This is a genomic window from Citricoccus alkalitolerans (assembly GCF_039528175.1).
In the GTDB taxonomy this organism is placed as follows: Bacteria; Actinomycetota; Actinomycetes; order Actinomycetales; family Micrococcaceae; genus Citricoccus; species Citricoccus alkalitolerans.
Genome location: NZ_BAAALH010000001.1, coordinates 1116499 through 1131281, shown reverse-complemented (window position 1 = coordinate 1131281; position 14783 = coordinate 1116499). Strand labels below are relative to the sequence as shown.

The window sequence follows — 14783 nt, the reverse complement described above, 5'->3', positions numbered from 1 at the left end:
CACGCCCGGGTGCGGATCCTCAGCCGACGCAACCTCGGTGATGCCACAGTCCTCTGACCTGAACTACCGGACCAGTTGATTCAGGCGCGATACGAGGTTCTCTGCGGCCTCGGCACCGGTGACTTTGCTGAGTGATTCGTCGAAACAATCGTGCCAAATAGCATCGACTTGATCGACGTCGACCGTCCCGTGGGAAAGGAGGTGCCGTGTGATGGCGTTGGCCTCCGGAGCGTACTCGTCCTCCGGTGCCCCTTCGGGCATGCCAGGATCGAGTCGATAGGGGTCCACCTCACTGAGCAAGGCCAGCACTCCTGCAGTCACCTGCTTCCATGACCGGGTTCCGGGTTCCATGCAGCCATGATCCCTCATGGCGAGAGCAGCCTTCCACACGTCTCGGTCAACCATCCCACTGTGAAATTCTCCTAATGGGAGAGTACGACTTCTGGACTCAGACAGTCGACCAGTTCAGCATTTGACAAGGGGCATATTCACCCCGGATGCCTCTAAGCTCTTGGCATGACAACCGCGAATCAGTCGAGGTTTTGGCCCTGGTGGCCATGGGGCATCATTGCGTGCCTCAGCTTGGGAGCGGTGAATGTTGTGCTCATTCTTCTGTCTGCCCCCGTGTGGGCACGGCTGATTCCGAATGTGCTTGGATTGCTCATCCTTGTTGTCGCAATAGTGTTACTGCTGCGGCGTCGCGCCGCATTCAGAAGAGACAGCCCGCTATAACCAACGAGTCGGGACGGGCACTGGACTGGTCGCCCACGCTTCTCTGGAAACGCCAAAGTGCTCAACTTACAAAGATCATCCTCTGGGCTCTCGCCCTCCAGCCACACAGTCTCGACCGTCCCGCAATAGAAACCCCCACGGGATTGTCCAGCAGGCCGGTGCCTTGCCTGTGTCTGTGGTCGTCTCGCGGGACCCAAGCCCTATACATCCACGACGGGACCGGTGAATCTGAGTCAATGCTCACGAACCTCAACACCACAACCGTCGCCGACTACAACGATCTTTTTGAGCCCTCGCCCTCCCTGCCGGCTTCAGTGGCCAAGGCGATGCAATCAACCCGTCCCAGTCTGTTGTGGAGGCCGGATTCCCGCGCGCTCCGGCATTTCACAGCCAGTAGGTGACTGACAGGAGAAGCAGTTGAGGATGAACCGCTCGAGCACTAGGCAGTATGTCGGGATTGGAGGTTTTGTACTGGCTGCCACTATGTCGCTGTTTCTGCACTTGAACACTAATTCAGAAGAAGTTCGTGTGTTAAGTCTATGCGCATCTATATTGTGGTTTGTTTGCGCCATCTGAGTTTTCATTGGCCTTCGGCGGCGGTCGTTGCCTCCGAAGGAACATGACTAGTGCATCTGGATTCGGCATCGCAGCGCTCGTAGCGACATACTTTTGGACCTGCCGGACTAGGTCCGAGTAACTGATTGGTTCGGAGCCGGAGTCTAGGAACGATTCCGACGTGGACTGCACCAACCCCGGGCCATGTCGGTAAAGCTCATTCCTACGCCGTCGGGACTGCCCAAAGCAGGCCCCAGGCATGCGCGAGTCGGCGACTAGGAACGGAACACCGGAAACTGTGTTCTGGTGGTGCACGACGACCCCTTGCTGGCACGGTCGCGTTGAGATGTACGGAGTCTCGTCCGTCCATAGCTGCTAAGTCTGTCCGTAAGAGTTCCCCTAATGAACTCAGCTGGTCCGTCCCGCAGGGGGAACCCCTACCGCCCACACTGACCGCTGAAGTGGCCGGACGGCATCATGTCTCATCAGGTGTCCCGCAAGACCCGTCCGGTGATCTACCCGGTACGGGGGCGCTATCTGACACGCTCAAGAACGCCCCGGCAGGATGGATTCGTCCAGCTCACCCACCTCATCCAACCCGCTGGGACCGAATACGGAGCACCACCAGGCGGCCGAGCAGTCCCACGGCGAACACCGCGAGCATGATGACCACGGACAGCGCCGGAAGGGTGAAGGCCAACACCAGACAGAGCACGGCACCGGTGAGGTTCAGCCAGCGGGGAGAACGCACCACGCGATCGGTCAGGGTGAAGGCCGCCAGATTGGAGACGGCGTAGTACACCAGCACGCCGAAGGAGGAGAAGCCCACCACGGTCAGCACATCCGCCGTCAGCAGCAGCACGATCACCACCGTGGCGGCTGCCAGCTGGGCGGCCCACGGGACCGACGTGCGGGTGGAGACCCGGGCCAGGGGCCGCGGCAGGTCGCCCTCGCGGGACATGGCCAGCCCCGTGCGGGAGATCCCGGCCACGAGATTGAGGAGGGATCCCAGGCTGGCCAGCGCCGCCCCGCCCACGGCGAGCCAGAGCCAGTCCGGGCCGAAGAGCAGGCCCACGGCGTCCCGGACGGGTGCCTCCGAGCCCGCCAGCCCGTCCTCGCCGAGAACGTGCGTCAGGCTCCAGGCCAACAGTCCGTAGAGCACCAGCGTGAACCCCAGGGCACCCAGCACCGCGCGGGGGATCGTCCGGCGGGGATCGCGGACCTCCTCACCCATCGTCGCGATCCGGGCGTATCCGGCGAACGCGAAGAACAGCAGCCCCGATGCCTGCAGCACCCCCAGCGCTGAGGGCTCCACCGGCGCGCCCGAGCCGGCCGGGGGAGCGGCGGAGCCGGCGTCGGGCCCGAAGGTCAGGCCCACCACGATGACCAGGGCGAGGATCAGCAGCACCGGAACCAGGATGGCCACGGTGGCCTGCACCGTCCGGGTGATGCCGAGCAGGTTGACGCCGGTCAGGAGCACGACGGCGGCGATCGCCACCCAGCGTGCGGTCCAGTCGGTGCCCGGCGCCACGTAGAGGCCGACGGTGTAGGCCATGGCGGCGATGGAAGCGGACTTTCCGGTGACGAAACCCCAGCCGGCCAGGAATCCGGCCCACTCACCGAGCTGCCGGCGGCCGAAGGTATAGGCGCCGCCGGAGGTCGGGTGCACCGCTGCCAATTGGGCCGTGGAGATGGCATTGAGGCAGGCCGTCACCCCGGCCACCAGCAGGGCGGCCATCAACAGGCCGCCGGCCTGCGCAGCGGCCAGCCCGAGCGCGGAGAACACCCCGGCTCCGACCATGGAACCGACGCCGATGACCACGGCCCCGGACAGCCCCAGGCGTCGTTCGAGGGAGACACCCGTGGACATTGGTTGTGACGGTCGAAGAGGCATGCGCTCCACCCACTAGAATCATCCGGGAACCGGTCTGCCCTGATGGGCTGAACCAGTGATACCACTCCCACAGAACATCCCGGTGAACCGGGACCGGAAGGACCTGAAGTGCTGCGCACCCACCAGCTGGGCGAACTCAACGCCTCGCTCATCGGACAGACCGTCACCGTGACCGGATGGGTGGCACGCCGCCGTGACCACGGTGGGGTGGCCTTCGTGGATCTTCGCGACGCCTCCGGTTTCGCCCAGGTTGTGGTGCGGGACGAGAAGGACTTCGATCCGCTGCGCAACGAGTTCGTCCTGCAGGTCACCGGCACGGTGGAGCGCCGCCCCGAGGGAAACGAGAACCCGGCGCTGCCCTCCGGCGAGATCGAGCTCATCGCAGACACCGTGACTGTGCTCAATGCCGCCGCCCCGCTGCCGTTCCAGATCGACGAGCACGTGGAGGTCGGTGAGGAGGCCCGCCTGCGCCACCGCTACCTGGACCTGCGCCGCCCCGAGCCGGCCCGCATCATGCGCCTGCGCTCCGAGGTCAACCGTGCGGCCCGCAACCTGCTGCACGAGGAGGGATTCATCGAGGTCGAGACCCCCACCCTGACCCGCTCCACCCCCGAGGGCGCCCGCGACTTCGTGGTCCCGGCCCGCCTCGCGCCCGGATCCTGGTACGCCCTGCCCCAGTCCCCGCAGCTGTTCAAGCAGCTGCTGCAGGTCGGCGGCATCGAGAAGTACTTCCAGATCGCCCGCTGCTACCGGGACGAGGATTTCCGCGCCGACCGTCAGCCGGAGTTCACGCAGCTGGACATCGAGGCCTCTTTCGTGGAGCAGGACGACGTGATCGCCCTCGGTGAGAAGATCGTGAAATCAGTCTGGTCGCTGGTCGGCGTGGACGTCCCGACCCCGATCCGCCGCATGACCTACCGGGAGGCGATGGAGAAGTACGGCTCGGACAAGCCGGACCTGCGCTTCGGCCTCGAGCTGACGGACCTGACCGAGTACTTCGCGGACACCCCGTTCCGCGTGTTCAAGGCACCCTATGTGGGTGCCGTGGTCATGCCCGGCGGCGCTTCCCAGCCGCGCCGCACCCTGGACGCCTGGCAGGAATGGGCCAAGCAGCGCGGCGCCCGCGGCCTGGCGTACGTGCTCATCCAGGAGGACGGCTCGCTGACCGGCCCGGTCTCCAAGAACATCTCCGAGGAGGAGAAGGCCGGCCTGGCCGCCGCCACCGGCGCCAACCCGGGTGACTGCATCTTCTTCGCCGCCGGCGAGACCACCCCCTCCCGCGCCATTCTCGGTGCCGCACGCGTGGAGATCGGCCACCGCGTCGGCCTCATCAAGGACGCCGGCCCGGACGTGTCCGCAGCCGAGGCCGACTGGGCGTTCGTGTGGGTCGTGGACGCCCCCATGTTCGAGCCCGCCTCTGATGCCGTGGCCTCCGGGGACGTCGCCGTGGGGTCCGGTGCCTGGACCGCGGTGCATCACGCCTTCACCTCGCCGAAGCCCGAGTTCATGGACACCTTTGACACGGATCCGGCCAGCGCGCTGTCCTACGCCTACGACATCGTGGTCAACGGCAACGAGGTGGGCGGCGGCTCCATCCGTATCCACCAGGGAGAGGTCCAGGAGCGGGTGTTCAAGCTCATGGGCCTGGACGAGGAGTCCGCGCAGTCCAAGTTCGGCTTCCTCCTGGAGGGGTTCAAGTACGGCGCCCCGCCGCATGGCGGCATCGCCTTCGGCTGGGACCGCATCGTCGCCCTGCTGGCCGGCACCGAATCCATCCGGGACGTCATCGCGTTTCCGAAGACCGGCAACGGCTATGACCCCCTGACCGCCGCCCCGGCCCCCATCACGGACCAGCAGCGCAAGGAGGCCGGCGTGGACGCCACGCCGGAGCCGAAGGACGCCACTTCGGGTCAGGGGACGAAGGCCGCCCAGGGCTCGCCCGACACCACGGAGGCCTGACATGGCGCCCCAGGGCGGTCAGGATCAGCGCCGGGACAGTATTCCGCCCACGGCGGTGCGGCTGCTGCCGGTCCTGATCGTCACCTTCGCGCTGAACGTGCTGATCGACCAGTCCACGGAATGGCCGATGCTGCTGCGCTGGGGCATCGCCCTGGCCGGCGGCGTCGCGGTGCAATTCGTCGTGCTGCGCCTCTGGTCCTCGCGCCAGCGGTGACGTCCGCTCGGTGACGGCTGCCTGGGGACCGACGGCGGGTCAACCCCGCCGCGGTCCCGCCAGGTCTTCGGTGTCCACCCAGACGGTGAAGGGGCCCGAATTGACCAGGGTCACGTCCATAGGGGCCCCGAAGACCCCGCGCTCCACCGGCACGCCCAGCCCCTCCAGCGCGGTGATGAACAGCTCGTACAGCGGCTTGGCCCGATCGCCTTTCGCGGACCGCGTCCACGAGGGCCGGCGCCCCTTGCGGACGTCCCCGTACAGGGTGAACTGGCTGACCACGAGGGCGGCGGCACCCGTCCCGACGAGGGACTCCTCGCCGTCGAGGATGCGCAGGTGCGCCACCTTCTCGGCCAGCTGGACCGCCTCCGCCTCGGTGTCCTGGACCGAGACCCCCAGCAGGACCACGAGCCCTGGGGAGTCCAGACGGCCGGTCACTCGGCCCTCGACGGTCACGGACGCGGACGTTGCCCTCTGCAGCACAGCTCTCATGGCTCCATTCTCCCCGCCCCCGGGCGCCCAGTGCGTCCGGGACGGCGGCTAGGCTGGGCCGGTGAGTGATTTGTTCAGTGTGCTCGGCGGCGAGGACCATGATGGTGACGGCGCATCGGACACGCCGCACGACGACGGCGCCTCCTCGGGCGGTCGGGACCGCCCCAGCGCCCCCTTGGCGGTGCGCATGCGTCCGCGCACCGTCGACGAGGTGGTCGGTCAGCAGCACCTGCTCCACGTCGGCTCGCCGCTGCGCAAGCTGGCGGAGGGCGCGGCCGGAGGCCGGGGCGGCCGTGGTGCCGGGCCGTCGTCGCTAATCCTCTATGGCCCGCCCGGCACCGGCAAGACCACTTTGGCGACCGTGATTGCCCGCGGCCCGGGCCGCAAGTTCGTGGAGCTGTCCGCCATCAACGCCGGCGTCAAGGACGTGCGGGCGGTCATGGACCAGGCGCTGAACGACCGGGACCTCTACGGCCGGACCACGGTGCTGTTCCTGGACGAGATCCACCGGTTCAACAAGGCCCAGCAGGACGCCCTGCTGCCCGGGGTGGAGAACCGGTGGGTGGTCCTGGTGGCCGCGACCACCGAGAACCCGTCCTTCTCCGTGGTGGCGCCGTTGCTCTCCCGGTCCATCATGCTCACGCTCAAGCCGCTCACGGACGCGGACATCGGCGGCGTGCTGGACCGTGCGGTCGCTGACGAGCGGGGACTCAACGGCACGGTGGTGCTGGAGGACGACGCCCGCGAGTACCTGGTGCGCATGGCCCAGGGCGATGCCCGCCGGGGGCTGACCACCCTGGAGGCCAGCGCCGGCGTGGCCCTGGACCGCTGGGAGGCCGCCGAACCAGACGAGGCCGATGAGCCCGTAAAGTCTCACCGGCCCGAACTGCCCTCGATCAGCCTCCAGGACGCGGCCCAGGCCATGGACCGGGCGGTGCTGCGCTATGACAAGGCCGGGGACCAGCACTATGACGTGATCAGCGCGTTCATCAAGTCGATCCGCGGTTCGGACGTGGACGCCTCCCTGCACTACCTGGCGCGGATGCTGGAGGCGGGGGAGGACCCGAGGTTCATTTCCCGGCGCCTGATCATCTCGGCCTCCGAGGACATCGGAATGGCCGATCCCACCGCACTGCAGACGGCCGTCGCGGCAGCCCAGGCGGTGCAGCTCATCGGCATGCCGGAGGGACGGCTGGTCCTGGCCGAGGCCACGGTGCACCTCGCCACCGCACCCAAGTCCAATGCCTCCTACGCCGCCATCAACGAGGCCGTGGCGGACGTCCGTGCCGGCCTGTCAGGGGAGGTTCCGCCCCACCTGCGGGACGCCCACTACCCGGGGGCGGCCGGCCTGGGCCACGGCAAGGGGTACATCTACTCCCATGATGCGCCGCATTCGGTGGCGCGGCAGCAGTATCTGCCGGATTCGCTCCGCGGGAAGGACTACTACCGTCCCAAGCAGAACGGCGTGGAACGGAACGTGGGGGAGCGGGTGCAGCACCTGCGGTCGATCATCCGGGGCACTCCACCACCGGCGCAATCGGCATCCGACCAGAGCGATTCCAACACGTAGGCCCCTAAACTGGGGGGTGTCCGTACCTGCTAGGACCGCGGAACGGCCTCAAGGCCACCTTCGGGGGCCGGCCGGCCGGCCGCGGAGATCGGAGTATCCGCCATGTCCACTCCCGCGAACAACCCGGCCAGCCGGCTCGTGCCGAACACCGCCGAGGTCGACTACCGGATCCTCAAGTCGGTGGCCGCCTACGAACAGGCCCAGGAGCTGGTGGACCGCCTCTCCGATGGTGGCTTCCCCGTGGAGAAGACCAGGATCGTCGGGACCGGCCTGCGTTCCGTCGAGCAGATCACCGGCCGGCTGACCACGGGGCGGGCCGCCATCCAGGGCGCGTTGACCGGCCTGTGGTTCGGCCTGATGATCGGCCTGCTCTTCCTCATCCTGGCCCCGGCCGCCGGCTGGGTCGTGATCCTGTTGATGACCCTGGGCCTCGGCGCGGTGTGGGGTGCGATCTTCGGAGCGCTCGGCCATGCGGCCACCCGAGGCCGCCGTGACTTCTCCTCCGTTCAGGTCATGGAGGCCGAGTCCTACGATGTGCTCGTGGAGGCGTCCCACATCAACCAGGCCGCGCGGGTGGCCAACGGGCAGCCCATGCCGGAACAGGGGACCGAGGCCTAGCCCCGGAGTCCCGGAGTCCTGGAGTCCCGGGATCTCGCCTTCCCGGCCTCGCGGGCCCCCGGAGTCCCGGATGCGGCGGTCTGGGGCACGGTGCAGAACTGGTAGACTCTTCTGCTGTCTGGCAAGCGCCGCCAGTTCTCCCCGCCTCGTTCCGGCCTGTGCCGGTGATGTGGGGAGGCCCCGTCCGGGTCCTGCGGCGCTGTAGCAACGACGGGCAGCGGCATGCCCCTCAACTCTCCCGAAGGACGCACGGGAGGCCAGGTTCCGGTCCACCCTTGTCACACCGCGGGAGCCCCCGCCATGTGTCAGGACCGGAGACAAACCAGAACCGTGCCGCCTGACAAGAAAGGTCCCTCGTGGCTTCCAACCTCCGTACTCGCCGCACCGTGCGCCACTCGCGCGCGCTCGGCATTGCCCTGACTCCCAAGGCCGAGAAGTACATGGAGCGCCGTCCGTACGGTCCCGGCCAGCATGGCCGCGCCCGTCGCAAGGCGGACTCCGACTACTCGGTGCGCCTGAAGGAAAAGCAGCGTCTGCGCGCCCAGTACAACATCCGTGAGGCGCAGATGCGCCGCTACTTCGAAGAGGCGAAGCGCACCTCGGGCCTGACCGGTGAGAACCTGGTCGAGCTGCTCGAGATGCGCCTCGACGCCCTCGTGCTGCGCGCCGGCTTCGCCCGCACCATCCAGCAGGCCCGCCAGATGGTCGTGCACCGCCACATCGTGGTGGATGGCGCCCGCGTGGACCGCCCGTCCTTCCGCGTGAAGGAGGGCCAGCTGATCCACGTGCACGAGCGCTCGGAGAAGATGGTCCCGTTCCAGATCTCCGCCACCGGCGCACACCAGGACGTCCTGCCGGCCGTCCCGGGCTACCTGGACGTCGAGATCGACAAGCTGCAGGCCAAGCTGACCCGCCGCCCGAAGCGCTCCGAGGTCCCCGTGACCTGCGAAGAGCAGCTCGTGGTCGAGTACTACGCACGCTGATCCCTTCCGGATCTGCTGCGGCGGAAACTGCCTGAGAACCCGGTGTCCCCTCGAGGGGACGCCGGGTTTCGGCTTTAAGGACGAACAGCGGGCCTGGACCTGAATCCGGGGACGCCAGGGCCGGCGTCGGGCGCTGAAGTTCCACGCTGGGGCTGCGGCCCCGGTAGGGTGGACCAGGCACTGAAGCGAAAGGAAATCCCGTGATCAAGCGCGTAATGCTGGTGGGAGTGGGGGCAGCCGTCGGCTGGCTCGGGCACACCGTCTTCAGCAAGGGACGTGACGCCGCCGCCCTGCGGGCCGAGGAGACGATCCGCCACACGCTGAACCCGGAGAACATCGGGCGCAATGCCGGGCAGGCCGCGGCCACCGCCCTGGCCGCCAGCGCCCGTTCCTTCGCCTATCAGCTGCGCGAGGAGGTCCCGGCCTGGAAGACGATGTCGTCCTCCCTGGCCGACCCCGCGCCGCAGCAGGAGCCGACCCGGACCGCGGCTGCAGCGGCCGCCTCCGATGTCCCGGACGCGGCGCACACCACCATTACGGGTACCGCCACGGAAGGCCCTGCGGACAGGTCCACACCCCGACCCACCGACCCCCGAAAGCAGTCGTAGAGCAGTCATGAAGTCCCAGGACATCGCCAGTCGTTGGCTGGATTTCTTCGCCAAGAAGGACCACACCGTCGTTCCCTCGGCCTCGTTGGTCTCCCCGGACCCGTCGTTGCTGTTCACGATCGCCGGCATGGTCCCCTTCATCCCGTACTTCCTGGGCCAGGAGACACCGCCCTACCAGCGGGCCACCACGGTGCAGAAGTGCATCCGCACCGCGGACATCGAAGAGGTCGGCAAGACGGTCCGCCACGGCACCTTCTTCCAGATGTGCGGCAACTTCTCCTTCGGTGACTACTTCAAGGAGAAGGCCATCCCCTATGCCTGGGAGCTGCTGACCACAGGTCAGGACCAGGGTGGCTTCGGCCTGGACCCCGAGCGACTGTGGGTCACGGTGTACGAGGAGGATGACGAGGCCGAGCGCATCTGGCGCGAGGAGGTCGGCTTCCCGGCCGAACGCATTCAGCGCCTGGGCAAGGAGGACAACTACTGGCACACCGGCCAGCCCGGCCCCGGCGGCCCGGACTCGGAGATCTTCTATGACCGGGGACCGGAGTACGGCAGCGAGGGCGGCCCGTCCGCGGACGAGAACCGCTACATGGAGATCTGGAACCTGGTCTTCATGCAGTACCAGCTCTCCGAGGTGAACTCTCAGACCCACTTCACCGTGGCGGGCGAGCTGGACCACAAGAACATCGACACCGGCCTGGGCCTCGAACGTCTCGCCATGATCCTGCAGGGTGTGGAGAACATGTACGAGACGGACCAGGTCCGCCCCGTCCTGGACCGCGCCGCCGCACTGGCCGGCAAGGAGTACTCCTCCACCGAGGACGCCACGGATCCGCGCTACACGGACGACGTGCGTCTGCGGATGATCGCTGACCACATCCGCTCCGCGTTGATGCTCATCACTGACGGCGTGGTGCCCGGCAACGAGGCCGGCGGCTACGTGCTGCGCCGCCTAATCCGCCGTGCTGTGCGCGCCATGCGCCTGATGGGCGTGACCGATCCGGTGCTGCCCGAGCTGCTGCCGGTCTCCCGCGACGCCATGAAGGGCACCTACCCGGAGATCGAGCGGGATTTCGAGCGCATCGCCCGGATCGCCTACAACGAGGAGAAGGCCTTCCTGCGGACCATCGCCGCCGGTACGGCCCGGATGGACTCGGCCGTCACGGCAGCGAAGTCCGCCGCCCGCGCTGCAGGAGGGGAAGGCGCCAGGACGGCCGGCATCTCCGGTGCCGACGCCTTCGAACTGCATGACACCTACGGGTTCCCGATCGACCTCACCCTGGAGATGGCCGAAGAGGCCGGGGTGGCCGTGGACGAGGCCGGTTTCCGCGAGCTCATGACCGAGCAGCGCAACCGTGCCCGCCAGGACGCCAAGTCCAAGAAGTCCGGTCACGTGGACTCCTCGGCCTACCGCCAGCTGCAGGCCGAGGGGGACACCGTCTTCACCGGCTACACCGAGCACACCACCGAGGCCCGCATCCGCGGCCTGCTGAGCGGCGGCCAGCGGGTTGATTCGGCCACCGCCGGCCAGGAACTCGAACTGGTGCTGGATGCCACGCCCTTCTACGCCGAGGCCGGCGGTCAGGCCGCTGACACCGGTCACATCACCGGCGACGGCTTCGTCCTCGAGGTCCTCGACGTCCAGTCCCCGGTCCGGGGACTGAGCGTGCACCGGGTCAAGGTCACCGAGGGCGAGGTGCCCTCCGGGGCCTCCGCCGTTGGTGCCATCGACCTGCAGCGGCGCCTGGACGCCCAGAAGGCCCATACGGGCACGCACCTCGTGCATGCCGCCCTCCATCAGATCCTCGGGCCGGAGGCCACGCAGTCCGGTTCCTTCAACAAGGAGGGCTACCTGCGGTTCGACTTCCGCTGGGGCGAGGCCATGAGTGAGATGGCCCGGTCCGAGGTGGAGGAGGTCTCCAACCTGGCCATCCGGGACAACCACCCCGTGCTCACGCGGGAGATGGGCCTGGACGAGGCCCGCGCACTCGGGGCGATGAGCCTGTTCGGCGAGAAGTACGGAGACCGCGTGCGCGTGGTCGAGGTCAACGGGGCCTGGTCCCGCGAGCTGTGCGGAGGCACCCATGTGGGCGCCACGGCGGAGATCGGCACCCTGGCCCTGCTCGGGGAGCAGTCCGTGGGATCGGGCAACCGCCGCGTCGAGGCCCTCGTCGGCCTGGACGCCTTCCGCCACCTGGCCACCGAGCGCACGCTCGTCAACGAGCTCACCGGCCTCCTCAAGGTCCCGGCGGACCAGGTCAAGGACCGGGTTGCCGGCACCCTGGCCCGGCTCAAGGAGGTCGAGAAGGAACTCGCCGTCCTGCGCTCGGCCCAGCTGCAGGCCGAGGCCGGACGCCTCGTCGAGAACGCGGAGGCGGTGTCCGGCCCCGGCGCCACTGTCACGGTCCTGGCGCACGACGCCGGTCAGGTCGGCTCCGGCGACGAGCTGCGTCGCCTCGTGCTGGACCTGCGCTCCCGGTTGGAGAACCAGTCCGGCAATGCCGCGGGAACCCCCGTGGTGGTGGCCATGGCGGGGACCGCCAAGGGCCGTCCACTGGTGGTGGTCGGCACCAACCAGGCAGCCCGCGATTCCGGGCTGAAAGCCGGTGCACTCGTCAAGACGGCTTGCGGAGTGCTCGGCGGAGGTGGCGGTGGCAAGGACGACGTGGCCCAGGGCGGCGGCCAGGATGCCGCCCGGGTCGATGAAGCCCTGCTGGCCGTACGGACGGCGATCGAGTCGACGGTCGGGGCCGCGGGCGCGTGAACGGTGCACTGCAGCGCGGGGTCCGGCTCGGGGTCGACGTCGGCAGAGCCCGCGTCGGCCTCGCCGCCTCTGACCCGGACGGCATCCTGGCCACCCCGGTGAAGACCCTCCGGCGAGACGCCAAGAAGGGGTACGACCGGCGGCTGATCGTCCGGGAGGCCCTGGAGCGTCAGGCAGTGGTGGTCTACGTCGGGTACCCGGTGAACATGCAGGGCCGCTCCACGGAGTCCACCGAGGATGCCCACCGCTATGCCCAGGACCTGGCAGCGGAGCTGCTCGCCGCCGGAAGCCCGGCACGGGTGCACCTCGTGGACGAACGCCTCAGCACCGTCACGGCGCACCGGCAACTGCATGAAGCCGGCCGGGGGAGCCGGACCCACCGCGAGGTCGTGGACCAGGTGGCGGCCGTGCAGATCCTCGAGCAGGCCTTGAATATGCAACAATCACTCCAGCGGGACGCCGGGCGTCCCGTGCTGTTGTCTGCGCCAGAAGGACCAGAGGGAGAGGATGGGACACGTGGCCGATCTGACTCCTGACGATTCCCGGGATCCGCAGTCCCCGCTGACCCGGCGCGAAATGCGCCGCCGCGAGGAGGCACGCCGGAGCGACTCGGCCGCATCGGCCGACTCGGCTGGATCAGCCGCATCGGCGCCGTCAGCCGCAGAAGTCCCGTGGGAACCGGTGGATCCTGCACCCGGTGAACCCGTCCTGGATGAAGACCGCCGCGAATACCCCGGCCAGCACAACGAGGCCAGCGAAGGCCAGGACAGAGAGGGGCAGGGTCAGGACCGCGGTGCGGCAGGTGAGGACGCCGTCGTGGTGGGTACCGACAGCTCGGGGACGCCGGTCATCGTCCGACCGGCAGGCCGCAAGGGATACCAGACCGTCACTGTCAACCGGGACCGCTCCCTGGACGCCGAGAAGCAGGCGAAGAAGGCTGCCCGACGGAAGCGTCGTCGTCGCCGAAATATCGCCCTGACCGCGGCCTTCGCCGCATTCGTGGTGCTGGTGGCGGGCCTGTCCTTCGCGCTGAAGGGCATCCTGCCGAACCCGGTCGCCGAGGACTACCCGGGCCCCGGCGGAGTCGAGGTGGTGTTCTCCGTCAATGAGGGTGAGGGCGCCATCGCCATCGGGAACCGGCTTGAGGACGAGGACATCGTGGCCAGCAGCGCCGCCTTCATCGAGGCCGTCAACCAGTCGCGCTCGGAGAACACCATCCAACCGGGGGAGTATCCGCTGAAGAGGCAGATGAGGGCCGCTGACGCAGCGGCCATCCTCCAGCGCGACGGTCAGGGCCAGGTCCACTACGTCGCAGTGAACCGCGGCATGCGCTTGGGTGAGGCCATGAGCGCGGTCAGCGAATCCACGGGCGTCACCGTCCAGGACCTGGAGGCGGCAGCGGCGGACCCCACCGACTTCGGGCTACCCGCCGAGGCACCCAGCCTGGAGGGCTACCTGGCTCCGGGGGAGTACCGATTCCCCGTGGATGCCGAACCGGCCGAGATCTTCGCCATGATGATCGAGCCGACCATGGCCGAGCTAGAGGAGCAGGGGATCACGGACGAGGCCGAGCAGTTCCGCACGGTGACGATCGCCTCCATCCTCGAAGCCGAGGCACTGACGGACGACTACCCGATCGTCGCCGGCATCATCGAGAACCGCCTGAATCCGTCCAATGAGGAGACCGGCGGCTACCTGCAGATCGATGCCACCGTGATCTACGGGCTCGGCCAGCGCCAGCTGCAGTTCTCGGAGGAGGACAAGCAGGACGCCTCCAATGAGTACAACACCTATGCCCACCGAGGACTGCCACCCGGTCCCATCGGTGCCCCGTCCACCCAGGCCCTGGACGCGGCGGCCCATCCGGAGGACAACAGCTACTACTACTGGGTGACCACCAACATCGAAACCGGCGAGACGAAGTTCGCAGAGGACTATGCCCAGCACCGCATCTACCAACAGGAATACCGCGACTACTGCGCCGACCACGCCGACATCTGTGGTTAGGCCGTCCGCGGGGGTCCTCGGGCACCCCATCTCGCACTCGAAGTCACCGGCTCTGCACCGGGCCGCCTACCGCGCCCTGGGCCTGGACGTCACCTACGACGCCCACGACGTGACACCGGAGGCGCTGCCCGCCTTCATGGCCGGCCTGGATCGGAGTCCGGGGACGGGCTTCGACTGGCTCGGGTTCTCGGTCACCATGCCGCTGAAGTCCGCGATGATGCCGCTCGTGGACCGCTACTCACCGCGGGCCGAACGGCTCGGATTCCTCAACACCGTGGTCTGGGACGGGGACGGTGTCTCCACGGCCTACAACACGGACGTGGAGGGGATCGTCGAGTCGCTCGTGTTCGCGGGCTACCAGCGGGAGGTGACCGGCGGCCGGAT

At 68.1% G+C, this 14783-nt stretch carries 13 protein-coding genes; 10 read left to right on the top strand and 3 right to left on the bottom strand.

All coding sequences use genetic code 11. The features are described 5' to 3' along the window. Positions 1–63: 63 nt before the first annotated feature. Together ABD134_RS05050 and ABD134_RS05045 are read right to left on the bottom strand one after the other, a co-directional pair. Complete coding sequence (locus ABD134_RS05050; protein WP_344227235.1) at positions 64–351, bottom strand: hypothetical protein; 288 nt, start codon at positions 349–351, stop codon at positions 64–66. A gap of 1525 nt (positions 352–1876) precedes the next feature. After that, a complete protein-coding gene (locus ABD134_RS05045) occupies positions 1877–3157 on the bottom strand; it encodes an APC family permease (protein ID WP_344227233.1) in 1281 nt (426 codons plus the stop codon). Positions 3158–3289: 132 nt separating this feature from the next. On the opposite strand from ABD134_RS05045, the gene aspS reads away from it, so the two are divergent. Together aspS and ABD134_RS05035 are read left to right on the top strand one after the other, a co-directional pair. After that, a complete protein-coding gene (gene aspS, locus ABD134_RS05040; RefSeq protein ID WP_344227231.1) occupies positions 3290–5140 on the top strand; it encodes an aspartate--tRNA ligase in 1851 nt (616 codons plus the stop codon). Position 5141: 1 nt separating this feature from the next. Next, positions 5142–5354 (top strand): hypothetical protein, encoded by a 213-nt coding sequence (locus ABD134_RS05035; RefSeq protein WP_344227229.1) that lies wholly within the window; start codon positions 5142–5144, stop codon positions 5352–5354. Positions 5355–5393: 39 nt separating this feature from the next. On the opposite strand, the gene dtd is transcribed toward ABD134_RS05035, so the two are convergent. Next, a complete protein-coding gene (dtd, locus tag ABD134_RS05030) occupies positions 5394–5846 on the bottom strand; it encodes a D-aminoacyl-tRNA deacylase (protein ID WP_344227228.1) in 453 nt (150 codons plus the stop codon). Between the two features lie 61 nt (positions 5847–5907). On the opposite strand from dtd, the gene ABD134_RS05025 reads away from it, so the two are divergent. From ABD134_RS05025 to ABD134_RS04990, 8 genes are all read left to right on the top strand, one after another. Continuing rightward, positions 5908–7416: a replication-associated recombination protein A gene (locus ABD134_RS05025; RefSeq protein ID WP_344227227.1), complete on the top strand. Its 1509-nt coding sequence runs from the start codon at positions 5908–5910 to the stop codon at positions 7414–7416. A 102-nt stretch (positions 7417–7518) separates the two neighbouring features. Then, positions 7519–8034 (top strand): general stress protein, encoded by a 516-nt coding sequence (locus ABD134_RS05020; RefSeq protein ID WP_344227226.1) that lies wholly within the window; start codon positions 7519–7521, stop codon positions 8032–8034. Between the two features lie 356 nt (positions 8035–8390). Continuing rightward, positions 8391–9017, top strand: coding sequence for a 30S ribosomal protein S4 (rpsD, locus tag ABD134_RS05015; protein WP_115931360.1), 627 nt, complete (start codon positions 8391–8393; stop codon positions 9015–9017). A gap of 200 nt (positions 9018–9217) precedes the next feature. Next, positions 9218–9625: a hypothetical protein gene (locus ABD134_RS05010; protein ID WP_344227224.1), complete on the top strand. Its 408-nt coding sequence runs from the start codon at positions 9218–9220 to the stop codon at positions 9623–9625. Positions 9626–9632: 7 nt separating this feature from the next. After that, on the top strand, positions 9633–12392 hold the full coding sequence (gene alaS / locus ABD134_RS05005) for an alanine--tRNA ligase (RefSeq protein ID WP_344227222.1): 2760 nt from the start codon (positions 9633–9635) through the stop codon (positions 12390–12392). Continuing rightward, positions 12389–12928, top strand: coding sequence for a Holliday junction resolvase RuvX (ruvX, locus tag ABD134_RS05000; protein WP_344227220.1), 540 nt, complete (start codon positions 12389–12391; stop codon positions 12926–12928). The genes alaS and ruvX overlap by 4 nt, the downstream gene beginning before the upstream one ends. Continuing rightward, positions 12909–14399, top strand: a complete 1491-nt coding sequence (gene mltG, locus ABD134_RS04995; RefSeq protein ID WP_344227218.1) for an endolytic transglycosylase MltG — start codon at positions 12909–12911, stop codon at positions 14397–14399. The genes ruvX and mltG overlap by 20 nt, the downstream gene beginning before the upstream one ends. Further along, positions 14392–14783 (top strand): shikimate dehydrogenase family protein (locus tag ABD134_RS04990; protein WP_425549739.1); only part of this gene is annotated, 392 nt, incomplete at its 3' end. The genes mltG and ABD134_RS04990, both read left to right, overlap by 8 nt.

Excerpts from the sequence above, each read along its gene's own strand:
- ABD134_RS05045 (WP_344227233.1), bottom strand. The coding sequence starts at position 3,157 with ATGTCCACGGGTGTCTCCCTCGAACGACGCCTGGGGCTGTCCGGGGCC.
- ABD134_RS05035 (WP_344227229.1), top strand. The coding sequence starts at position 5,142 with ATGGCGCCCCAGGGCGGTCAGGATCAGCGCCGGGACAGTATTCCGCCC.
- alaS (WP_344227222.1), top strand. The coding sequence starts at position 9,633 with ATGAAGTCCCAGGACATCGCCAGTCGTTGGCTGGATTTCTTCGCCAAG.
- ABD134_RS05050 (WP_344227235.1), bottom strand. The coding sequence starts at position 351 with ATGGAACCCGGAACCCGGTCATGGAAGCAGGTGACTGCAGGAGTGCTG.
- ABD134_RS05020 (WP_344227226.1), top strand. The coding sequence starts at position 7,519 with ATGTCCACTCCCGCGAACAACCCGGCCAGCCGGCTCGTGCCGAACACC.
- dtd (WP_344227228.1), bottom strand. The coding sequence starts at position 5,846 with ATGAGAGCTGTGCTGCAGAGGGCAACGTCCGCGTCCGTGACCGTCGAG.